21 protein-coding genes are annotated in these 22,099 nt (G+C 73.6%); 13 read left to right on the top strand and 8 right to left on the bottom strand.

All coding sequences use genetic code 11. The features are described 5' to 3' along the window. Positions 1-97: 97 nt before the first annotated feature. The 3 genes from J3P38_RS18050 to J3P38_RS07740 all read left to right on the top strand — a co-directional run bounded on the left by J3P38_RS18050 (position 98) and on the right by J3P38_RS07740 (position 1,782). Positions 98-229, top strand: coding sequence for a hypothetical protein (locus tag J3P38_RS18050; RefSeq protein WP_282593972.1), 132 nt, complete (start codon positions 98-100; stop codon positions 227-229). Positions 230-598: 369 nt separating this feature from the next. Continuing rightward, entirely contained in the window at positions 599-733 is a 135-nt protein-coding gene (locus J3P38_RS18045) for a hypothetical protein (protein WP_282593971.1), read from the top strand. Between the two features lie 50 nt (positions 734-783). Next, entirely contained in the window at positions 784-1,782 is a 999-nt protein-coding gene (locus tag J3P38_RS07740) for a beta-ketoacyl-ACP synthase III (RefSeq protein WP_210503182.1), read from the top strand. A gap of 268 nt (positions 1,783-2,050) precedes the next feature. On the opposite strand, the gene J3P38_RS07735 is transcribed toward J3P38_RS07740, so the two are convergent. Continuing rightward, on the bottom strand, positions 2,051-4,138 hold the full coding sequence (locus tag J3P38_RS07735; protein ID WP_210503181.1) for an NADPH-dependent 2,4-dienoyl-CoA reductase: 2,088 nt from the start codon (positions 4,136-4,138) through the stop codon (positions 2,051-2,053). Further along, complete coding sequence (locus tag J3P38_RS07730) at positions 4,135-4,674, bottom strand: PadR family transcriptional regulator (RefSeq protein WP_210503180.1); 540 nt, start codon at positions 4,672-4,674, stop codon at positions 4,135-4,137. The genes J3P38_RS07735 and J3P38_RS07730 overlap by 4 nt, the downstream gene beginning before the upstream one ends. Positions 4,675-4,782: 108 nt before the next feature. Here J3P38_RS07730 and J3P38_RS07725 point away from each other — a divergent pair, with 108 nt between their 5' ends. The 3 genes from J3P38_RS07725 to J3P38_RS07715 are packed head-to-tail and all read left to right on the top strand — an operon-like array spanning position 4,783 to position 8,634. Beyond that, positions 4,783-5,931, top strand: coding sequence for a CaiB/BaiF CoA transferase family protein (locus J3P38_RS07725; RefSeq protein WP_282595335.1), 1,149 nt, complete (start codon positions 4,783-4,785; stop codon positions 5,929-5,931). Next, entirely contained in the window at positions 5,928-7,142 is a 1,215-nt protein-coding gene (locus J3P38_RS07720; protein WP_210503179.1) for an MFS transporter, read from the top strand. The genes J3P38_RS07725 and J3P38_RS07720 overlap by 4 nt, the downstream gene beginning before the upstream one ends. Positions 7,143-7,185: 43 nt before the next feature. Next, positions 7,186-8,634 (top strand): flavin-containing monooxygenase, encoded by a 1,449-nt coding sequence (locus J3P38_RS07715; protein ID WP_210503178.1) that lies wholly within the window; start codon positions 7,186-7,188, stop codon positions 8,632-8,634. A 57-nt stretch (positions 8,635-8,691) separates the two neighbouring features. Here J3P38_RS07715 and J3P38_RS07710 read toward each other — a convergent pair whose 3' ends face one another. The 3 genes from J3P38_RS07710 to J3P38_RS07700 are packed head-to-tail and all read right to left on the bottom strand — an operon-like array spanning position 8,692 to position 10,119. Next, positions 8,692-9,087 (bottom strand): arsenate reductase ArsC, encoded by a 396-nt coding sequence (locus J3P38_RS07710; protein ID WP_210439239.1) that lies wholly within the window; start codon positions 9,085-9,087, stop codon positions 8,692-8,694. Further along, positions 9,080-9,766 carry an aquaporin gene (locus J3P38_RS07705; protein WP_307807792.1) on the bottom strand — a complete coding sequence of 229 codons (687 nt, stop codon included), beginning with the start codon at positions 9,764-9,766 and terminating at the stop codon, positions 9,080-9,082. Before J3P38_RS07705 ends, J3P38_RS07710 begins: the two co-directional genes overlap by 8 nt. After that, complete coding sequence (locus J3P38_RS07700; RefSeq protein ID WP_307807791.1) at positions 9,763-10,119, bottom strand: metalloregulator ArsR/SmtB family transcription factor; 357 nt, start codon at positions 10,117-10,119, stop codon at positions 9,763-9,765. The genes J3P38_RS07705 and J3P38_RS07700 overlap by 4 nt, the downstream gene beginning before the upstream one ends. Before the next feature lie 82 nt (positions 10,120-10,201). On the opposite strand from J3P38_RS07700, the gene J3P38_RS07695 reads away from it, so the two are divergent. The 5 genes from J3P38_RS07695 to J3P38_RS07675 all read left to right on the top strand — a co-directional run bounded on the left by J3P38_RS07695 (position 10,202) and on the right by J3P38_RS07675 (position 15,470). Further along, entirely contained in the window at positions 10,202-10,606 is a 405-nt protein-coding gene (locus tag J3P38_RS07695; RefSeq protein ID WP_210503176.1) for an ArsI/CadI family heavy metal resistance metalloenzyme, read from the top strand. Between the two features lie 270 nt (positions 10,607-10,876). Further along, on the top strand, positions 10,877-12,382 hold the full coding sequence (locus J3P38_RS07690) for a DEAD/DEAH box helicase (protein WP_210503175.1): 1,506 nt from the start codon (positions 10,877-10,879) through the stop codon (positions 12,380-12,382). 115 nt (positions 12,383-12,497) lie between these two features. Beyond that, positions 12,498-13,574, top strand: a complete 1,077-nt coding sequence (locus J3P38_RS07685) for an LLM class flavin-dependent oxidoreductase (RefSeq protein ID WP_210503174.1) — start codon at positions 12,498-12,500, stop codon at positions 13,572-13,574. A gap of 58 nt (positions 13,575-13,632) precedes the next feature. Further along, positions 13,633-14,763, top strand: coding sequence for a glutamate--cysteine ligase (locus J3P38_RS07680; RefSeq protein ID WP_210503173.1), 1,131 nt, complete (start codon positions 13,633-13,635; stop codon positions 14,761-14,763). 20 nt (positions 14,764-14,783) lie between these two features. Further along, positions 14,784-15,470 (top strand): CPBP family intramembrane glutamic endopeptidase, encoded by a 687-nt coding sequence (locus tag J3P38_RS07675; protein WP_210439233.1) that lies wholly within the window; start codon positions 14,784-14,786, stop codon positions 15,468-15,470. Here J3P38_RS07675 and J3P38_RS07670 read toward each other — a convergent pair. The 3 genes from J3P38_RS07670 to J3P38_RS07660 form a co-directional block, all read right to left on the bottom strand. Next, positions 15,453-16,361, bottom strand: a complete 909-nt coding sequence (locus J3P38_RS07670; RefSeq protein ID WP_210503172.1) for an NAD(P)H-binding protein — start codon at positions 16,359-16,361, stop codon at positions 15,453-15,455. The genes J3P38_RS07675 and J3P38_RS07670 overlap by 18 nt on opposite strands. Positions 16,362-16,407: 46 nt before the next feature. Then, on the bottom strand, positions 16,408-17,736 hold the full coding sequence (locus tag J3P38_RS07665) for a cation:proton antiporter (protein ID WP_210503171.1): 1,329 nt from the start codon (positions 17,734-17,736) through the stop codon (positions 16,408-16,410). An 88-nt stretch (positions 17,737-17,824) separates the two neighbouring features. Continuing rightward, positions 17,825-18,415, bottom strand: a complete 591-nt coding sequence (locus J3P38_RS07660) for a helix-turn-helix domain-containing protein (protein ID WP_210503170.1) — start codon at positions 18,413-18,415, stop codon at positions 17,825-17,827. A gap of 105 nt (positions 18,416-18,520) precedes the next feature. Here J3P38_RS07660 and J3P38_RS07655 point away from each other — a divergent pair, with 105 nt between their 5' ends. Beyond that, complete coding sequence (locus J3P38_RS07655) at positions 18,521-19,732, top strand: acetyl-CoA C-acetyltransferase (protein WP_210503169.1); 1,212 nt, start codon at positions 18,521-18,523, stop codon at positions 19,730-19,732. 15 nt (positions 19,733-19,747) lie between these two features. Beyond that, entirely contained in the window at positions 19,748-22,030 is a 2,283-nt protein-coding gene (locus J3P38_RS07650; RefSeq protein WP_210503168.1) for a 3-hydroxyacyl-CoA dehydrogenase NAD-binding domain-containing protein, read from the top strand. Positions 22,031-22,099: the final 69 nt, after the last annotated feature.

Genomic DNA, 22,099 nt, shown 5'->3' with positions numbered 1-22,099 from the left:
CGGGGCCGCCCGGACCGGCGGCTCGCCGGTGCTTCGGAGTGGCCCGCGTCACGGATGGGTGGGGATCACCCTTGCTGCTGCTGGGTACGGTCGGGACATGGGTATGGCGAAGAAGATCGCGGCGCTCGGCATCGCGAAGAAGGTCTACGACGAGGCGCGCAAGCCGCACAACCAGGCCAAGATCAGGGCGGCCATGCAGAAGGTGCAGGAGCGCCGCAGGCCGCGCTGATCCGCTCGGGGCCCGACAGGGCCCTCGGTCCGGCCGGGCTCGCAGAGCTCGTCGCCCTTGGGCGGGCGAGCGCCGTCCAGTGCGGCTGCTCGCGCGGACGGGTCGCGCCGCGTGCGAGCAGCCCGGCGACGCCGCCTGCGCTCCCTCTGCCGCTGCCGGACGTCCGCCGTGGTCTTCCTCCTTCGGGTAACGCCTCGAAACGTGCACTCCCGCCCCCACCGGTGGGGGCGGGAGTGCCGTCTTGGCGGCGTTACCCGCGCGGGGGCGGCTCGGGGGCGGCTCCGCGAGGGGGCGGCTCGGCGGGGCTCGGCCCATCACAAGGGGTGACCGGCCGTTGCGCGAGCGCTGCCGGCGGCGTACGACTGACGGATGACCACCACACCGAGCGAGCCCGAGGTCGAGCCCACGGTCGTGCCCTCCGGCGACCCCGACGTCAGCCCGATCGACCCGGGTCAGGTGCCCGACTCGCCGATCCCGGAGACGCAGCCGGACGGTCCGCGCTAGCCGGCTGGCCGATTCGTACCGCTGCCCGTGCCCCTGCCTATGCTCGCGCCATGACGATCCAGCAGTCCACCGACCTCACCCACGCCGCGATGCTCGGCCTGGGCGTGTTCCGCCCGCAGCGGGTCGTCACCAACGACGAGATCTGCGAGGTCCTGGACTCCTCCGACGAGTGGATCCAGACGCGCTCGGGCATCCGCACGCGGCGCTTCGCGGGCGAGGACGAGACGCTCATCGGCATGTCGACCGCCGCCGCGGAGCGCGCCCTCGCGGCCGCCGGCGTGGACGCCGCCCAGCTCGGGTGCGTCATCGTCGCGACCTCCACCCATCCGGAGCACACCCCGGCCGCGGCGCCGCAGGTCGCGACCAACCTCGGCATCACCGCTGCGGCCTTCGACATCTCGGCCGGGTGTGCGGGCTTCTGCCACGCGCTGAACCTGGCCGCCTCCATGGTGCGCGCCGGCGCAGAGACGTACGTCCTCGTGGTCGGCGTGGAGCAGCTCAGCCGGTTCATGGACCCGACGGACCGCGGCACCGCCTTCATCTTCGCCGACGGTGCGGGCGCCGTGGTCGTGGGACCGTCCGACGCCCCGGGCATCGGCCCGACCGCGTGGGGCTCGGACGGGTCGCAGGCGCACGTCATCACCCAGTCGCCCAGCTGCCTCGGCGGGCACGGGTCGACGGGCCACCCGGTCGTGCAGATGGAGGGGACCGCGGTGTTCCGGTGGGCGCCGTTCGCGATGGCGGACGTCGCCCACGAGGCGCTGCGCCTGGCCGGCGTCTCGGTCGACGAGCTCGACGCCTTCATTCCGCACCAGGCCAACCTGCGCATCACGCAGACCCTCGCGAAGAAGATCGACCTGCCCGACTCGGTCGCGGTCGCGACCGACGTCATCGACGCCGGCAACACCTCGGCCGCGTCGGTGCCGCTCGCCATGGAGGCGATGCTCCGCCAGGACGAGGCCTCGGCCGGCGACACCGCGCTGCTGATCGCGTTCGGCGCCGGCCTGAGCTACGCCGGCCAGGTCGTGACGCTCCCGCCGCTGGCCTGAGCCCGCGGCGCGGCCGGATCCGCCCAGCCGCCGGGACGATTGAGCCCTCGTGCCGCCCGACGGCCCGCCTGGACTCGAGTCCTCGCCTCACCCCTGGGGCGGCCGGGCTCCGCAGGCTCGACCTGCGCGGCGACCGGGATCCGTGAACAGTGGTACGACCACATCGGCAGGGGTTGCCCGGCGGGCCGGATCGTCAGGTGCGGCCCGCCGGTGCCGCCGGTGCACCCGGGCAGCGCTCGGGTCGCGAGTCCGACACGTGCCCGAGGCTTCAGAGCGCCGCGACGACCTCGGTGCCCTGCCTGATCGCGCGCTTCGCGTCGAGCTCGGCCGCCAGGTCGGCGCCGCCGACCAGGTGCGCCTCGCGGTCCAGCGCGTCGTAGAGGGAGCGCACGGAGTCCTGGCCGGCGCAGACCACGATGGTGTCGGCCTCGATCACCCGGGCGACGCCGTCGACGGTGACGTGCAGGCCGTCGTCGTCGATGCGGTCGTACGTCGCGCCGCTGACCTGGGTGACCTGGGACTGCCTGAGCACCGCCCGGTGCGCCCAGCCCGACGTCCGGCCGAGGCCGATGCCGATCGGCGTGGTCTTGCGCTGCACGAGCGTCACCTCGCGGGCAGGGCTGCGTGGCTTGGGCTCGGTCAGCCCGCCCTCGTGGAGCGCGGGGTCGCCGACGCCCCAGTGGGCCATCCAGTCCTCCAGGTCCTCCTCCTCGTGCGTGAGGAAGACGCTCACGTCGACGCCGATGCCGCCGGCGCCGATCACGACCACGCGGCGACCCGGGACGACCGCGCCGCTCAGCACGTCGGCGTACGACGCGACGCAAGGGTGCTCGATGCCCGGGATGGCCGGCATCCGCGGCTCCACGCCGGTCGCGACGACGACATCGTCGAAGCCGGCGACGTCGTCGGCCGTCGCCTCCACGCCGAGGCGTACGTCCACCCCGAGCACCTCGAGCCGGCGACCGAAGTAGCGCAGCGTGTCGGCGAAGTCCTCCTTGCCGGGGACCTCCATCGCGAGGCGGAACTGCCCGCCGATCTCGGGCGACCTCTCGAACAGCGTCACCTCGAAGCCCCGCTCCGCCGCGGCCGTCGCGGCCGCCAGGCCGGCCGGTCCCGCACCGACGACCGCGAGGGTGGGCCGCCGCGCGACGTCATGCGGACCCGCACCCGTGGGCGCGGCTCCGGATGACGCAGCGGAGGGGGCCGGCGCGCGCACCGACGGGACCGGCAGCAGCACCAGCTCGGTCTCCCGGCACGCGCGCGGGTTGACCAGGCAGGACGCCCGCTCGTTGCTGAACACGTGGTCGAGGCACGCCTGGTTGCAGGCGATGCAGGTGTTGATCTCGTCGGCACGCTCGTCCATCGCCTTGCCGACGAAGGCCGGGTCGGCGAGCAGCGGGCGGGCCATCGACACCAGGTCGGCCTCCCCCGAGGCCAGGATGTCCTCGGCGAGCTCGGGCGTGTTGATCCGGTTGGACGCGCAGACCGGGACGTCGACGACCTGCTTGAGCCGGGCGGTGCACGAGCGCCACGCCCCGCGCGGGACCTGCGTGATGATCGTGGGCACCCGCGCCTCGTGCCAGCCGATGCCGGTGTTGAACACGGTGACGCCGGCGTCCTGCAGGCGCAGCGCGAGCTCGGCGGTCTCCTCCCACGTCTGGCCGCCCTCGACGAGGTCGAGCAGCGAGATCCGGTAGACGATCGGGAAGTCCCCGCCGACCAGCTCGCGCGAGCGGCGGACGACCTCGACGGCGAAGCGCATCCGGCGCGCGGGGGAGCCGCCCCACTCGTCGTCGCGGTCGTTGGTGCGCGCGGCGAGGAACTGGTTGAGGAGGTAGCCCTCCGAGCCCATGACCTCGACGGCGTCGTAGCCGGCCTTGCGCGCCAGCGCGACGCTCCGGGCGAAGGCCGTGGCCGTGCGGTCGACCTCCCGGCTCGACATGGCACTCGGCGTGAACGGCGTGATCGGCGACTTGCGGGCGGACGCGCTTTGGGAGAGCGGGTGGTAGCCGTAGCGGCCCGCGTGCAGCACCTGCAGCGCGACCGCGCCGCCGGCGTCGTGCACCGCCCCGGTGATCCGCTCGTGGCGCATCGCGTGCAGGCGGTTGGTCATCTCGGAGGCGAACGGCTTGAGCCAGCCGCGCTTGGTCGGGGCGTACCCGCCGGTGACGATGAGGCCGACGCCGCCGCGCGCCCGCTCGGCGAAGAACGCGCCGAGCCTGTCGATGTCCCACGGGCGGTCCTCGAGCCCGGTGTGCATCGACCCCATGACCACCCGGTTGCGCAGCGTCAGCGCGTCCGGACCGGCACCGAGGGTCAGCGGCTCGAGCAGGTGGGGGTAGCGGGGGTGCGTCATGTGGCTCCTTCGTGGGCCTGCAGGTACTCGGTGATCCACTCGACCCAGAACCGCTCGAGCCGGATGCCGCCGCGCAGCACCAGCCACTGGTCGAGCCCGGGCCCTAGGAGCGACCCGGGGTCAGGGAACTGCTCGTGCTCGAGCGTCTCGTAGTGCGCGAGCCGGGCCGCGTGGTCGGCGCGGACCTCCACGAGGTGCGCGGTGAGCGTCGCGCGGTCGCCGTACGACGCTCCGCGCAGCTTCACCGCGAGCTCGCTGCGGAAGGTCTCCGGCGGGATGGGCGTGGCCAGCCACTCGGCGAGCACCCGGCGGCCCTCCGGCGACGGGGTGTGGACCCGCTTGTCGGGGCGGCCCTCCTGCTCGACGACCTCCACGCTCACCCAGCCGTCGGCCTCCATCCGTCCCAGGACGCGGTAGATCTGCTGGTGGGTGGCGTGCCAGAAGAAGCCCAGCGACTTCTCGAAGCGCCGGGTGAGCTCGAGCCCGCTCGCGGAACGCTCGCTGAGCGCGACGAGGAGGGCGTGCTCGAGGGGCATGACGGGCAGTGTGCCCACCTATGCAACGAGTTGCAAGCCTTCGCTCGCGGCGTGGTCGGCGACGACGGCGCTCGCGACCCTGACAGCGCCGGTGTCATGATCGTCCGCATGGCGTACGAGCTGGGTCACGGCACCGGTCCGCTGCGGGGCGTCAAGGTGGTCGAGCTGGCCGGCATCGGGCCGGGGCCCCACGCGTGCATGCTCCTCGCCGACCTCGGCGCCGACGTGATCCGCGTCGACCGCCCGGGCGGCGGCATGTTCGCCGGCGGCCGCTCGGACCTGCTCAACCGAGGTCGGCCCAGCGTCGCGCTCGACCTCAAGCACCCCGAGGCGGTGGCGACGGTGCTCGACCTCGTCGCGGAGGCCGACGTGCTCGTCGAGGGCATGCGGCCCGGCACCGCCGAGCGGATGGGCCTCGGCCCCGAGGACTGCTGGGCGCGCAACCCGCGCCTCGTGGTCGGGCGGATGACCGGCTGGGGCCAGGACGGCCCGTGGGCCTCGGCGGCGGGTCACGACATGAACTACGTCGCGGTCACCGGCGCCCTCCACGGGCTCGGCCAGGACCCGGACCGCCCGCACTTCCCGGGCAACCTGCTCGGCGACTTCGGCGGCGGCTCGACGTACCTCGTGGTCGGCATCCTCGCCGCCCTCCTCGAGGCGCGCACCAGTGGCACGGGCCAGGTCGTCGACGCGGCGATCGTGGACGGCACCGCCCACCTCAACGCCATCGCGTCGGCCTTCGCGGCCGCCGGGATGGCCACCGGCAGGCGCGCTGCCGGGCTGCTCGACGGCGGGGTCCCGTGGTACAACCTCTACGAGACGGCCGACGGCGAGCACGTCAGCCTCGCGGCGCTCGAGCCGCAGTTCTGGGCGGCCTTCGTCGAGCGCGTCGGGGTCGACCTCCCCGACCGCGACGACCCGGCCAACCACGCCGCGATCCGGGCAGCGCTGGCCGCGCGCTTCAAGGAGCGCACGCAGGCCGAGTGGGCCGCGACGTTCGACGGCACCGACGCCTGCGTCGCGCCGGTCGTACGCCTGGCGGACGCGCCGCACCACCCGCACCTGGCGGCCCGCGGCACCTTCGTGGCCCCGGACGGGGTGGTGCAGCCGGCGCCCGCCCCGCGGTTCTCGCGCACCCGCGCCACCCTGGGCGCGCCGCCACCGCTCCCGGGCGAGCACACCCGCGAGGCGCTCGCGGCCTGGGGCGTGGCCGACGTCGACGCGCTGCTCGCCTCGGGCGCCGCGACCCAGGCATGAGGCCGTCGCCGGACGAGCGGCACGAGGCAGCCGGGGGAGCGCGCGGAGCGTGGCGGGCCCGCCACGCCGTGCCGCTCGTCGTGGTCGCGCAGCTGCTCGGCACGTCGCTGTGGTTCAGCGCCAATGCCGCTGCCGCCGACCTCCGGGAGGTGTGGGCGCTCACCGACGACGACCTCGGCCGGCTCACGATCGCCGTGCAGTCCGGCTTCGCGCTGGGCACGGTCCTGGCGGCGGTGACCAGCCTGGCCGACCGCTTCCCGGCCAGCCGGATCTTCGCGGCCGCGTGCGTGCTGGGCGCCGCGAGCAACGCGGGGTTCGCGCTGCTGGCCGACGGCACGGGCGCCGGGACGGCGTGGCGGTTCGTCACCGGCCTGAGCCTGGCCGGCATCTACCCCCTCGGCATGAAGCTGGTCGTGTCGTGGGCTCCGGCACGGTCCGGCGAGGCGCTGGGCTGGCTCGTCGGCATGCTGACGCTGGGCACCGCCCTGCCCCACCTGGTGACGTCGGTCGGCGTGGGGTGGCCCTGGGAGGGGACCGTGCTCGCGTCCTCGGTGCTCGCCCTCCTCGCCGGGGCGGTGGTCCTGTCCCTCGGCGACGGCCCGCACCTGCCCCGGGGCAGGCGGAGCGGGTGGCGACCCGGCGCCGTGCTCGGAGCGTTCCGCCTGCCGGCCTACCGGGGCGCCGCGCTCGGCTACTTCGGCCACATGTGGGAGCTGTACGCCTTCTGGACCCTCGTGCCGCTGCTCCTGGCGGGCGTGCTCGACGGCGGGGGTGCCCGCGTCAGCGGCTGGTCCTTCGCCGTCATCGGGATCGGCGCCGCCGGGTCCGTCGCCGGCGGGCTGTGGAGCCGCCGCGTCGGCGGTGTCCGCGTCGCGGCCACGGCGCTGACGGTCTCGGGCGTCTGCTGCCTGACCTTCCCCCTCGCAGCACCCGCGCCGACGGCCGTCGTGCTCGCGCTGCTGCTCGTGTGGGGTGTCGCCGTCGTCGCCGACTCGGCGCAGTTCTCCGCGCTGTCGGCCCGGGCCTGCCCCCCGCACCTCGTGGGCAGCGCGCTCGCCATCCAGAACGGCCTGGGGTTCGGGCTCACCATCGGCGCCATCGCGCTCGGCACGGCGCTCGTCGGCGACCTCGGTGCCCACGTCTCGTGGCTCCTGCTCCCCGGCCCCGTGCTCGGGCTGGTCGCGATGGCGCGCGACCTCCGGCAGGTGTAACTCGCAGTTACGGATCGTCGTCCGCGTCGCCTAGGCTCGGGGCGTGACTGCTGTCGAGCACGTGGACGTGCTGATCATCGGAGCGGGCCTCTCGGGCGTCGGCGCGGCGGCCCACCTCGCCAAGGACCTGCCGGGGACGTCGTACGCCGTGCTGGAGCGTCGCGCGGCTAGCGGCGGGACGTGGGACCTGTTCCGCTACCCGGGGATCCGCTCCGACTCCGACATGCACACCCTCGGCTACCGCTTCCGGCCGTGGCGCGGCGAGACCACGCTGGCCGACGGCGCCTCGATCCTGCGCTACGTGCGCGACACCGCACGGGAGTACGGCGTCGACCGGCACATCCGCTACGGCCACCACGTCACCTCCGCCGCCTGGGACTCGGCCGCCGCGCGCTGGACGGTGACGGCCGTGGTCGACGGCGAGCCGCGCACGACGACCGCGAACTTCCTGTGGGCGTGCAGCGGCTACTACGACTACGACCAGGGCCACGCGCCGCACTTCGCGGGCCGGGAGCGCTTCGGGGGTCGGCTCGTCCACCCGCAGCACTGGCCCGGGGACCTCGACCTCGCGGGCAAGCGGGTCGTCGTCATCGGCTCCGGCGCGACCGCGGTGACGCTGGTGCCGGCGATCGCGGCGCGGGGCGCGGCGCACGTGACGATGCTGCAGCGCTCGCCGACCTACGTCCTGTCCGTGCCCGCCGAGGACGCGGTCAAGGCCCGGCTGACGCCGATCCTGGGCGAGGGCGCGTCGTACGCCGTCACGCGGTGGAAGAACATCGCGGTCCAGTCCGCGCTCTACAAGCTCAGCCGCTCGCGACCGGACCTCGTGCGCAGGATCGTGCGCAAGGCCAACGTCGCACAGCTGCCGCCCGGGTACGCCGTCGACACCCACTTCAAGCCGTCCTACGACCCGTGGGACCAGCGGCTGTGCCTGGTGCCGGACGGTGACCTCTTCAGGGCCATCCGGTCGGGTGCCGCCTCGGTGGTCACCGACCGCATCCAGACCTTCACCGAGACCGGTCTCGAGCTCGCCTCGGGCGAGCGGCTCGAGGCCGACGTGGTCGTGACGGCCACCGGCCTGAACCTCCAGGTCTTCGGCGGCGCCGAGCTCAGCGTCGACGGGGAGGCCGTCAAGCTGCACGAGACCATGGCCTACCGGGCGATGATGCTCTCGGGCGTGCCCAACTTCGCCTTCACCATCGGCTACACCAACGCCTCCTGGACGCTGAAGGCCGACCTCGTCGCCGAGTACGTCGTCCGGCTGCTGCAGCGCATGCGGTCCACCGGCGCGCGCTCGGTCGTCCCGGTACGCGACGAGTCGATGGCCGAGGTGCCGCTGATGGACTTCGACGCCGGCTACGTCCAGCGGGCGGTGCACACCCTGCCCCGCCAGGGGACGGCCGCGCCGTGGACGCTCAAGCAGAGCTACCTGCACGACGCCGTGGCGCTGCGCACCGCCCGGCTCGACGACGGCGTGCTGCGCTGGGCGTGACCTGTGACGCCCGTCATCCCGCCGACGCCGGTGCACCGGCAGAGCGCCTGAGCGCCGTCAGTCCAGCGAGGCGATGAGCTCCTCGACCCGCCGCCGGATCTCGTCGCGGATCGGCCGGACGGTCTCGATGCCCTGGCCGGCGGGGTCGTCGAGCGCCCAGTCCTCGTAGCGCTTGCCCGGGTGGAAGGGGCAGGCGTCGCCGCAACCCATCGTGATCACGACGTCGGACTCCTGCACGGCCGCGTCGCTGAGCAGCTCGGGCTGCCGCCCCGCGATGTCGATGCCGACCTCGGCCATCGCCGCGACCGCGACGGGGTTGACGCCGTCGGCCGGTGCGGAGCCTGCGGACAGCACCCGGACGCGGTCGCCGGCGAGGTGGCGCAGCCAGCCGGCGGCCATCTGGGAGCGGCCGGCGTTGTGCACGCACACGAACAGGACGGTGGTCTCAGCCATCGGTGGCCTCCAGGGGGCTCGGGGGGCTCGGGTGCAGCAGCCGCATAACGCCCAGGGCGACGGCGCCGCCCAGCAGCTGCATCAGCACGAACATCGGCACGGACGCGGGGCTGATCCCTGCGAAGGAGTCGGACAGGGTGCGGGCGACGGTCACGGCCGGATTGGCGAAGCTGGTGGAGGAGGTGGCCCAGTAGGCGGCGACGATCCAACCGGCCACGGCCCACGGGATCGCGTCCGGACGCCTCGCGCGAGCGCAGCCGAGCACGACCAGCAGCAGTCCGAGGGTCGCGACGACCTCGCCGGTCCAGACGCCTGCGCCGGTGCGGTCGCGGGTCGCGACGCTGACCGCGTCGAGGTCGAACATGACGTTGGCGAGCACGGCGCCGATCGCCCCGCCGAGGAGCTGCGCGACGACGAGCGCCACGGCCGCGCGCGGCGCCAGCACCCGCAGGACGACCTCGGCGAGCGTGACGACGGGGTTGAACGCGGCCGAGACCGGCTGGAGGGACACGATGAGGGCGACGAGGACCGCGCCGGTCGCCAGCGAGTTGGCGAGCAGCTGCACGGCGACGTCGTGCGTGAGCCGCGTCGCCATCACGCCCGAGCCGACGACGGTGGCGACGAGCAGCGCCGTGCCGACCAGCTCCGCCGTGGCCCGCGCGGCCAGCGACGGGCTCACGCGCCCCCGCCGATGAGGGCGGCGACGTCGGCCAGCACGTCGCGGCGTACGCCGTAGTAGACCCACACGCCGCGCTTGGTCCGGTCGAGCAGGCCGGCGTCGTGGAGCACCTTGAGGTGGTGGCTGATCGTCGGCTGCGACAGGTCGAAGGCGTCGTTGAGGTCGCACACGCACGCCTCGCCGCCCTCGCTCGCCGCGACGATGGAGACCAGGCGCAGCCGGACGGGGTCGGCCAGGGCCTTGAGCAGCGGCGTGACCCGCTCGGCCCGCTCGGCGGAGAGCGGCTCGCGCACGAGCGGCGAGCAGCACGCGACGGTCTCGACCGGCGTGAGGGTCAGCTGGGACTTCGACACGGGTCGATATTGACAGATGTCGATATAAGGGTGCAACCTGCTGCCACAACATCGACATCCATCTATATGACAGGAGCACCTGATGTCCCGACTGCAGCTCGCCCTCGACGTCGACGACCTCGACGCGTCCATCGCCTTCTACTCCGCGCTGCTCGGCACGGGGCCCCACAAGGTCCGTCCGGGCTACGCCAACTTCGCCGTCGCCGAGCCCCCGCTCAAGCTGGTGCTGGTCGAGAGCCCCGGCCGCGGCGGCGGCATCAACCACCTCGGCATCGAGGTCGGGGACGTCGCCACCGTCGACGCCGAGCAGGCCCGGCTGGCCGGGGCGGGCCTGGCGACGAGCGAGGAGCGCGACACCGACTGCTGCCATGCCCGGCAGGAGAAGTTCTGGGTGGGTGGCGCGCCCGACGGCGAGCGGTGGGAGGTCTACACGGTCACCGACGACACGCCGGCCGAGCCGGCCGAGCCCGTTGTGTGCTGCGCCTGACGTGCACCTCGATGGCAGCTCGCCGGTCCGGCCCCGTCCTCGAGCGCGCGAGCGGCGAGACGGACCGCGAGCTGCCTGCCGGGCGCGCATCACACCGCCACCGATTCACGGGAACACCCCCGGTCCCACTAGCGTTCCCACCACAGCCGCCCGGCCGGTCTTGCCCCGGGCGCAGGTGTCGCGAGCGCGACACCCTCCCTCACTCTGAGGCACGTACGCCGCGATGGCTCGCGGCTCACGGTGGCGAGACGCCAACCGAAAGCACAACACATGACCTTCGCCGACCTCGGCGTGCCGTCCTCGCTCGTCCAGATCCTCGAGCAGCAGGGCATCACCACTCCCACCCCCATCCAGGCCGCGACGCTGCCCGACAGCCTCGCCGGCCGTGACGTGCTCGGCCGCGGCCGCACCGGCTCGGGCAAGACGTACGGCTTCCTCCTGCCGCTGGTCGCCCGCCTCGACGCGTCCAAGCTGCCGGCCATGCCGCGCAAGCCCCGCGCCCTCATCCTCGCGCCGACGCGCGAGCTCGTGGGCCAGATCCACGCCTCGCTCGCACCGCTCGCCAAGGCCGCCGGCCTGTCGACCGTCGTCGTCTACGGCGGCGTCGGCCAGAACCCGCAGGTCACCGCGCTCAAGAAGGGCGTCGACATCGTCATCGCCTGCCCGGGGCGCCTCGAGGACCTCATGGGCCAGGGCCACGCCGACCTGTCCGCCGTCGAGATCACCGTGCTGGACGAGGCCGACCACATGGCCGACCTCGGGTTCCTGCCCGGCGTGCGCCGCATCATGGACAAGACCCCGCGGTCGGGCCAGCGCCTGCTGTTCTCGGCGACGCTCGACAAGGCGATCGACGTCCTGGTCAAGCGGTTCCTGACCGACCCGGTCACCCACGAGGCCGACTCGGCGCAGTCGCCGGTCGCGACCATGTCGCACCACGTGCTGCACCTCGCGCGCGAGCAGCGGGTCCCGGTGCTGGTCGACCTCACGAGCGCGCCGGGCCGCACGGTCGTCTTCACCCGCACCAAGTACGGCGCCAAGGCGCTGGCCCGCCAGCTCAACAAGTCGGGCGTGCCGAGCGTCGAGCTGCACGGCAACCTGTCGCAGAACGCGCGCACCCGCAACATGGAGGCGTTCCACTCGGGCACCGCCACGACGCTGGTCGCCACCGACATCGCCGCCCGCGGCATCCACGTCGACGACGTCGCGCTGGTCGTGCACGCCGACCCGCCGGTCGAGCACAAGGCCTACCTGCACCGCTCCGGCCGTACGGCGCGCGCGGGCAACGAGGGCACCGTCATCACGCTCATGACCGACGAGCAGGTGCGCGACGTGCGCGACCTGACCCGCCAGGCGGGCATCAAGCCGGTCACGACGAAGGTCGACGGTCCCGGCCACCCGGTGCTCGTCCAGCTCGCCCCGGGCGAGCGCACGCTCGTCCCCGGTGGCCTCGTCGTCGACGTGCCGTCGTCCACCGGCGGCGGCCGCTCCACCGGCGCCAACGCCCAGCGCAAGCGGGCCCGCAGCGCCGGCCAGGTCAACGGCCAGTCGCGACGCGGCAACCCGACCGGCGGCTCCGCCGGCAGCGGCCCCAGCGCCGGCGGCTCCACCGGCGGCCAGCGCCGTCGCTCCGGCGGCGGCCAGGGCGGCCAGAACGGCCAGGGCGGCGGTGGCAGCCGCCGCCGTCGCGGCGGCCAGGGCGGTCCGGCCAACGCGTCCGGACAGGGCCAGCGCAGCAGCGGCGGGCACAGCGCCACCTCGTTCAGCCGCGGCCGCTGAACCGGCCCGTGAGGGATCCCCGGCCGGCCCGGGGATCCCTGGCGAGGCTGCACGGGAATCCGTGCGCGGGCGCCGGCGTTCATCCTCCGACCGACGAAGGCGGAGGACGAGCGTGATGGCTGAGCCGGACACGAGCTTCGACTACGCGGTGCTCGGCACCCGCGAGCACCCGACCCTGGGCATGGACAGCTTCGGCGACGCGCCGCTCGACGGCGCACCGGACAACCACCCCGCGGCCATCCGGGAGGTCGTCGCCGAGGCAGCGCTGGCCGACCGGGTCGGCGTCGACTACGTCGGCCTGGGCGAGCACCACCGTCCCGACTACGCGATCTCGGCGCCCGACGTCGTCCTCGCCGCGATCGCCGGGCAGACCGAGCGGATCCGGCTCGGCACCGGCGTCACCGTGCTGTCCTCCGACGACCCCATCCGGGTCTACCAGCGCTTCGCCACCCTCGACGCGGTCTCGGGTGGCCGCGCCGAGGTGCAGCTGGGTCGCGGCTCCTTCGTCGAGTCCTTCGGCCTCTTCGGCCTCGAGCTGTCCGACTACGACCGGCTCTTCGCCGAGAAGCTCGACCTCTTCGTCGCCCTGCAGTCCGAGCAGCCCGTGACGTGGGAGGGCACGGTCCGCCCGCCGCTGGTCGACCAGCGGGTCTACCCGACGACGGCCGCGGGCATGCTGCCGGCGTGGATCGGCGTCGGGGGCACGCCGCAGTCGGTCGTGCGCGCCGCCCACCACGGCCTGCCGCTGATGCTCGCCGTCATCGGCGGCTCACCCGCCCAGTTCGTGCCGCTCGCGGACCTCTACCGGCGCTCCCTGGCGGAGTACGGGCGCCCCGACCTGCCGATCGGCATGCACTCGCCCGGCCACGTCGCGGCGACCGACGAGCTGGCGCGCGAGCAGCTCTACCCCCACCAGGCCGAGCTCGTCACCCGCATCGGACGTGAGCGCGGGTGGGGCCCCTACAGCCGGATCGCGTTCGAGCAGGGGGCTTCGCCCCAGGGGGCGCTGTTCGTCGGCTCGCCGGACACCGTGGCCCGGAAGATCGCCTGGGCCGTGCAGACGCTCGGCCTCTCGCGGTTCCAGCTGAAGTACTCCGTCGGCTCGCTGCCCCACGAGCAGCGGATGGAGTCGATCCGGCTGTACGGCGAGGAAGTGATCCCGCGCGTGCGCCGGCTGCTCGCGGCGGGCTGACCTGCCGGAGGTCCGAAGGGATGGAGCGGCGCCCCGTCGCCACTGCTTGGATCGTGCCATGCGATCGATGGGCGTGGAGGAGGAGCTGCTGCTGGTCGACGCGCGTTCGGGCCGACCGCGCAACGTCGCCGCCGAGGTGATCCGGGCGGCAGCGGCACGTGACGCGCGCAACCCGGCGCCGAGCGACGAGCACGGGGGTTCGCTCGGGCACGAGCTCCATCAGACCCAGGTGGAGACCGACACACCCCCGCTCGAGTCCCTCCCGGCCCTCGACCACGCCTTGCGTGCCTGGCGGGAGCGGGTGCGCACGGCCGCGTTGCAGGTCGGCGCCCGGGTCCTGGCCTCGGGCACCTCGCCCCTCGCCGGTGACACCAAGATGGAGCGCAGTCCGCGCTACGACGCGATGGCCCAGCGCTACGGGTTGATGATCGCCGAGCAGCTGGTGTGCGGCTGCCACGTGCACGTCGACGTGTCGGGGCCCGAGGAGGGCGTCGGCGTCCTCGACCGGATCCGGACCTGGCTGCCGCTCCTGCTCGCCGTGAGCGCCAACTCGCCGTGGTCGCAGTCCGTCGACACCGCCTACGAAAGCTACCGCTGGCAGATGCAGATGCGGTGGCCGAGCGCGGGCCCGATGCCGGTCCTCGGCTCGCTCGAGGCCTACCGCGGCTACGTCGACGCGATGCTGGCCACCGGCGTGCCGCTGGACGAGGGGATGGTCTACACCGACGCCCGACTCTCGGCGCACCACCCGACGCTCGAGATCCGCACCGCCGACGTGTGCCTCGACGTGCGCGACACGGTGCTGGTGGCCGCGCTCGCCCGCGCCCTCGTCGAGACCGCTGCCAGGGAGTGGGCCGAGGGGGTGCCGGCGCCCGACGTGCCGGCCCCGCTCGTGCGGCTGGCCGGGTGGAAGGCCGGACGCCACGGCCTCACCGCCGAGCTCGTCCACCCGCCCACGGGCACGTCGCGCCCGGCCGCCGACGTGCTGGGCGCGCTGCTGGACCACGTCGGCGACGCCCTGCGCGACGCCGGCGACCACGACCACGTGTCGCACGGGCTCGAGCGCCTGCTCGCCGGGGGCACGGGCGCACAGCGGCAGCGCGAGCTCCTCGACGGCCTCGACCCGGACGACCAGGACGCCCTGGCCCAGGCCGTCGTCGCGCTGAGCCGCCTCACGGTCGACGAGTGAGCGTTTTCTAGGCTGGCCGCATGCGCACCTGGATCAAGCGGTCGTTGTGGGACGTCGTCCCCCGCGACCAGCGCGACACCGCCGAGGCGCTGCGCCGACGGCAGGTGGTGGCAGCGGCGGTCGTCCTCGTCGGTGCCACCGTCCTCGGCTGGTCGCTGCGCCTCGAGCCCGGGGGCAACACCTTCTACGTCGCCGCCGTGGTGCTGGCCGGCGTCTGGGCCGCCGGAGCGTTCCTGTCCGGGCGCCTGCACCTCGGGCGCATCGCCGGCGACGGTGAGGTCTTCATCCGCCCGATCCTCGCGCCCGTCCTGCTCGGCCTGCTGATCGTCGGCGTCTTCGTCCTCGGGGCGCTGGTGGTGCGCGAGATCGAGCCGTTGGCCACCTACGTCGCCTCCGTCCTGGAGTACGCCGACGAGGGCTCGCTCACCCTGCTCGCGGCCATCACCTTCGTCAACGGCATCGCCGAGGAGCTGTTCTTCCGCGGCGCGATGTACGCCGCGATCCCGCACCACCCGGTGCTGTGGACCACCATCGCCTACGTGGTCGCCACGCTCGCCACCGGCAACGTGATGCTGGCCTTCGCGGCGATCCTGCTCGGCACCGTCTGCGGCCTCGAGCGGCGGGCGAGCGGCGGGGTGCTCGCGCCGATCCTCACCCACATCACCTGGTCGCTGTCGATGCTGTTCCTGCTACCGCTGCTGTTCTGAGTCGGCGGCGTCCTGCTCGGCCAGCGCCCGACGCACGGCCTCGCGGTAGGACAGCGGCTCGCCCGGGACCACCTCGCGGATCGACGTGTCGCGCACGACGACCTCGGTGGACATCGAGTCGATGAGGTTGCGACCGGTCGTGACGTCCACGTCGGTGACCAGCGCCAGCCAGTACGACGAGAGCCGGGGGGTGAGCATCGGCACCACGACGATCGGGAACGCCCGGCCGCCGGCGACCTCGTTGGCGACCTCCAGCATCGTCTTGTAGGTCAGCTGCTCGGAGCCACCGACCTCGAACACCCGCCCGATCGCGTCGGGGTGGTCGACGACCCCGGCGAGGTAGCGGACCACGTCGTCGATCGCGATCGGCTGGGTCCGCGTCCCGACCCAGCGGGGGACCACCATCGCGGGCAGGTTCTTCACCAGCTGGCGGGTGATCTCCCACGAGATCCCTCCGTGCCCGACGACGATCGCGGCGCGCAGCACCGTGACCGGCACGCCGTCCCCGCCGAGCAGCCGCTCGACCTCGCGCCGCGAGCGCAGGTGGGCCGACAGGTCGTGGTCCTCGTCGCCGAGGCCGCCCATGTAGACGATCTGCCGCACGCCGGCCCGGGCCGCCGCGGCGCTGAAGTGGCGGGCCGCCTCGGCGTCCTTGCGCTCGAAGTCGGGGTCGTCGAGGGAGTGGACGAGGTAGACCGCGACGTCGACGTCCTGCAGGGCGGGCGCCAGCGACTCGGCGTCCATCACGTCGGCGCCGACGGGCTCGCCCGGACCGTCGTACGACTCGGGGCGACGGGTCATCGCACGGACGTCGTGCCCGGCGTCGAGGAGGGCGGGGACGAGCCGGCGGCCGATGAAGCCGGTCGCGCCGGTCACGAGGACGGTGGCCATGGCGCCCACTCTCCCAGCCCGACCCGAACCCTGTGCACCCCGCGCCTCAGGCCGTCGCCGGCTCGCGACCGCGGCGGGCGTCGATGCGCGCCATGGCGGGCGTTGCGGTGACCCCGTGCAGCAGCACCGAGACGATGATCGTGAACGCGACGGTGGACCACAGCCACGGCTCGTCCGGCACGTGCTCGTGGCTGGTGGCGTAGCCCAGGTAGAACAGCGAGCCGACGCCGCGGACGCCGAAGAACGACACGGCGAGCTTCTCGCCGCGGTCCAGTCCGCCGTCGTGCTGCTCGCCGCGAGGCAGGACCGCGAGCGCGACGTAGCCCGCGACCGGTCGCACGACCAGGACGAGGGCCAGCGCCACGACGATGCCGCGCCAGTCGAGGTGGTCGAGCAGGCCCTGCGTCATCGCCATGCCGAGCACGAGCAGCACCAGCAGGGTCATCAGCCGTTCCAGCCGCTCCACGAGCCCGTGCATGGCGCGCTGGTAGGAGTGGTCGCGCTGCGAGGCGCGCAGCCGCATGGCGCACACGAAGACCGCGAGGAATCCGTAGCCGCCGATCAGCTCGGCGGCGCCGTACGACGCCAGCAGCGCCGCCAGGGCGAGGAGGGGCTCACCCACCTCGGCGAGGCGCAGCGTGTCGGCGCGCGCGTGGAACGCCTGGCGTCCGAGCAGCCAGCCGATCGCCCCACCCACGGCCACGCCCACGGCGATCTTGCCTGCGACGTACCAGCCGACCCACTCAGCCGTCTCGGACAGGCCGAACCCGCCGGCGAGCAGCAGCAGGGCGAGGTGCACGAAGGGGAAGGCCAGGCCGTCGTTCAGGCCTGCCTCGGCGGTGAGCGAGAACCGGATGTCGTCGTCCTCCTCGGTCCCGTCGGGGTCCTCGCCCTCGGGCCGGTCCACGTCCTCGGTCATCGGCTCGCCGACCTGCACGTCGGAGGCCAGCACCGGGTCGGTGGGCGCGAGCACCGCGCCCAGCAGCAGCGCGACCGCTGGCGCGAGCCCGGCCACCCACCACCCGAGCAGCAGCACGCCGCCGATGGTGAGCGGCATGGTCACCAGCAGCAGCCGCCACACCGGCGACCACGACCGCCACGACCGCCAGGACCGCGCCTCGAGGGCGCGGTCGATCGCCAGTCCGACGCCCATCAGGGAGACCAGGACGGTGAACTCCGTGACGTGCGTGATGAGCTCGCGGTGCTCCTCGGGGTCGAGGCTCACCTCGTCGACCAGGGGCAGGAAGCCGAAGGCCATGCCGACGCCCACCAGCACCATCGGCGGCGACAGCGCGATGCGCCGGGTCGCGTGGGGCAGGACCGTCGCCAGCAGCAGCGAGAGTCCGAGGAGGAGGTAGACCGTGGCGCCGGTCATCGCGTCCGGGTCCCGGGCGGCGTCGCGTCGTCAGGCACGTCCCCAGCCTCCCAGCGGCCGGGCGGCCACCGAACACCCCGACGGGCGGTCAGCGCGCCCGCCGGCCGTCGTACGACGCCTGGCTCTCGTCGATCGCCTGCTCGTAAGCCGTCACCAGCCCGGCGATGGTGAGGGGCTTGAGGCGGTGGATGAACTCCCGCAGCTGCTCGGCGGTGTAGCCGGCCTCGCGGAACTGGGGCCACACCATGGTCCGGACGATCTCCGACAGCTCCTGGGCCACCTGCCGCCCGTGCTCGGCGTAGACCTCGGCGACCGCCTCCGCGGCCTCGGGCGAGATGCCCATCCCGGACAGGTCGCCCGACACGTCGACGTCCCTGTCGGCGGTGACGGGCGCGAGCAGCGACAGGTGCCGCGCGATGTCCGACGGGGTGGCCGAGGCGGGGATCTGCTCGACGTACCTCTCGATGGCCGACAGCGTGAAGCCGTGGCCCTGCAGCTCGCGGACCAGCTCCAGGCGCGCGACGTGGTCGGGGCCGTAGTAGCCCGACCGGCCGCGGCGGATCGGCGACGGGACGAGGCCGCGGGAGGTGTAGAAGCGCACGTTGCGCGCGCTCACGCCGGTGCGCTCGGTCAGCTCCTCGAGCGTGAGCAGCCCGGCCTCGTCCGACTCCGTCTCCACGCGCCCATCCTCTCGTCGCGGGTGGGCGGGCGCGCGAGCGGCCCGCCGTGGTGACCCGCGCCACACCTGTTGGACTGTGACAGTGATGGTGTCACAATCATGCGCATGGCTGAAGCATTCGTCTACGACCACCTCCGCACGCCGCGCGGCCGCGGCAAGGCCGTCGGCTCCCTGCACGAGGTGAAGCCGGTGGACCTGGTCGTCGGGCTCCTCGACGAGCTGCGCACCCGCAACCCCACCCTCGACCCGGCCCGCGTCGACGACGTCGTGCTGGGCGTCGTGACCCCGATCGGCGACCAGGGTGGCGACATCGCCAAGACCGCCGCGCTCAAGGCCGGCTACCCCGAGACCGTGGCCGGGGTGCAGCTCAACCGCTTCTGCGCCTCCGGGCTCGAGGCGGTCAACCAGGCCGCCCAGCGGGTGCGCTCGGGCTTCGAGGACCTCGTCGTCGCCGGCGGCGTGGAGTCGATGAGCCGGGTGCCGATGGGCAGCGACGGCGGCGCCTGGGCGATGGACCCGGCCACCGCGCTGCAGACGGGCTTCGTTCCGCAGGGCATCGGCGCGGACCTCATCGCCACGATCGAGGGCTGGAGCCGCGAGGACGTCGACGCCTACGCCGCCGAGTCCCACCACCGCGCGGCCAAGGCCTGGGCGAACGGCTACTTCGACGCCGCCGTCGTCCCGGTCAAGGACCTCAGCGGCGTGACGGTGCTCGACCGGGACGAGACGGTCCGTCCCGACACGTCCGTCGAGGGACTCGCCGGCCTCAAGCCGTCGTTCGCGCAGATCGGCCGCGACGCCGGGTTCGACGACGTGGCGCTGGAGAAGTACCACTGGATCCCCGCCATCGACCACGTCCACCACGCGGGCAACTCCTCCGGCATCGTCGACGGTGCCGCCGTGGTGGCGATCGGCACGGAGGAGGTCGGTACGTCGCTCGGCCTCACGCCTCGCGCCCGCATCGTCTCCACCGCCGTGTCCGGCGCCGACCCCACGATCATGCTGACCGGGCCCGCCCCGGCCGCCCGCAAGGCGCTCGCCCGCGCCGGTCTCGAGGTCGACGACATCGACCTGTGGGAGATCAACGAGGCCTTCGCGGCCGTCGCCATGCGCTTCATGCGCGACATGGGCATCGGCCACGACGTCACCAACGTCAACGGCGGCGCCATCGCCATGGGCCACCCGCTCGGCGCCACGGGCGCGATGATCCTCGGCACCCTGATCGACGAGCTCGCCCGCCGCGACCAGGAGCGGGGCCTGGCCACGCTGTGCGTCGGCGGCGGCATGGGCATCGCCACGATCGTCGAGCTGGTCTGAGGAGGACTGGACACCATGAGCACCACCGAGACCGCACGCACCGAGACCGCAGGCACCGAGGCCGCAGGCACCGGGACCGCAGGCACCGACGAGCCGGGCGCCGTGCGCTACGACCGCGACGCCGACGGCATCGTGACCCTGACGCTGGACGACCCGACGTCCAGCGCCAACACGATGAACGAGCTCTACCAGTCGTCGATGGAGGCGGCCGTCCGGCGCCTGCGCGACGAGCAGGACGAGGTGACCGGCGTGGTCGTCACGAGCGCGAAGAAGACCTTCTTCGCCGGCGGCGACCTCAAGAGCATGATCAGGGCGACCCCCGACGACGCCGAGGCGATCTTCGCGATGGGCGAGGCCGTCAAGGCGAGCCTGCGCGCCCTCGAGACCTATCCGCGTCCGGTCGTCGCGGCGATCAACGGCGCTGCGCTCGGCGGCGGCCTCGAGATCGCCCTCGCCGCCAACCACCGCATCGCGGTCGACGACCGGTCGGTCAGGATCGGCCTGCCGGAGTCGACGCTCGGCCTGCTGCCCGGCGGGGGCGGCGTGACCCGCGTCGTCCGGATGCTGGGGCTGCAGACGGCGCTGATGGACGTGCTGATGCCGGGCACCCAGTTCGACCCGCAGGGCGCGCTCGCCAAGGGCCTCGTCGACGCGCTCGTTGCGACCCGCGAGGACCTGCTGCCGGCGGCGAGGGCGTGGATCCTCGAGCACCGTGAGGACGAGGAGGCGGCGAAGAACCCGTGGGACCGCGCCGGCTACACGATGCCGGGCGGCACGCCGAGGACGCCCGCGCTCGCGCAGTTCCTGCCCGCGTTCCCCGCGCTGCTGCGCAAGCAGACCAAGGGTGCGGTCTACGCCGCTCCCCGCGCGATCATGAGCGCTGCCGTCGAGGGTGCGCAGGTCGACTTCGACACCGCCTCGCGCATCGAGAGCCGCTACTTCACCAGCCTGGTGGTCAGCCAGCAGGCCAAGAACATGATCCAGGCGTTCTTCTTCGACCTGCAGGCGATCAACTCCGGCTCGCTGCGACCCCAGGGCTTCGAGAGGTGGACCGCCACCAAGGTCGGGGTGCTCGGTGCCGGGATGATGGGCGCCGGGATCGCGTACTCCTGCGCCCGCGCCGGCATGCAGGTCGTGCTCAAGGACGTCTCGACCGAGGCGGCGGAGAAGGGCAAGGCGTACACCGAGAAGCTCAACGCCAAGGGCGTCGCGCGCGGCAAGATCACGCAGGAGAAGGCCGACGAGCTGCTCGGCCGGATCACCGCGACGGCCGACGCCGCCGACCTCGCCGGCTGCGACCTCGTCATCGAGGCCGTCTTCGAGGACCCGACGCTCAAGGCGCAGGTGTTCGCGGAGGTGGCGCCCCACGTCGACGCCGACGCGCTGCTGTGCTCCAACACCTCGACGCTGCCGATCACCGAGCTCGCCACGGGTGTCGACCGTCCGGCCGACTTCATCGGCCTGCACTTCTTCAGCCCCGTCGACAAGATGCCGCTGGTCGAGATCATCCGCGGTGCCGAGACGTCCGATGCGGCGCTGGCCAGGGCGTACGACGTCGTCCAGCAGATCCGCAAGACGCCGATCGTGGTCAACGACTCGCGCGGCTTCTACACCTCGCGCGTCATCGGCACCCAGATCAACGAGGGCCTCACCATGCTCGCCGAGGGCGTGCACCCGGTCTCGCTCGAGCGGGCGGCGACCTCGGCGGGCTTCCCCGTCGGTCCGCTGCAGATCAGCGACGAGCTCAACATGGAGCTGATGGCGAAGATCCGCAAGGCGACCGCCGACGCGGCCGCACGCGAGGGCGTCGACCTCGGTCCCGACCCCGCGGGCGAGGTCATCAGCACCATGATCGCGCTGGGCCGGCCCTCGCGGCTGCGGGGCGCCGGGTTCTACGACTACGACGCGGACGGGCGGCGCACGACGCTGTGGCCCGGCCTCGCGGAGACGTTCCCGGTGGCCGAGCAGCAGGTCCCGATCCGCGACGTCCGCGACCGGATGCTGTTCATCGAGGCGCTGGAGACCGCGAAGTGCTTCGAGGAGGGCGTGGTGACCTCGGCCGCCGCGGCCAACATCGGCTCCATCATGGGCATCGGCTTCCCGGCGATGACCGGTGGCGCCGCGCAGTTCATGACCGGGTGGCAGGCGCTCGACGAGACGGGCCGGGGCGTCGGGCCGGTGGGGCTGCAGGCGTTCCTCGACCGCGCCGACGAGCTGGCCGAGGCCTACGGCGAGCGCTTCCGGCCGACGGCGTACCTCCGCGAGCTGGCCGCGACGGGCGGGTCCTTCCCCGCCTGAGCCGAGTCGGCGCTTCGGTCCCGCGTGCGGGTGTCGAGTCGGCGCTTCGGTCCCGCGTGCGGGTGCCAA

This window comes from Nocardioides xinjiangensis, from assembly GCF_017916455.1.
Taxonomy (GTDB): Bacteria; Actinomycetota; Actinomycetes; order Propionibacteriales; family Nocardioidaceae; genus Nocardioides; species Nocardioides xinjiangensis.
The sequence above is the reverse complement of the archived record's forward strand: the minus strand, read 5'-3'. Positions and strand labels throughout refer to the sequence as shown.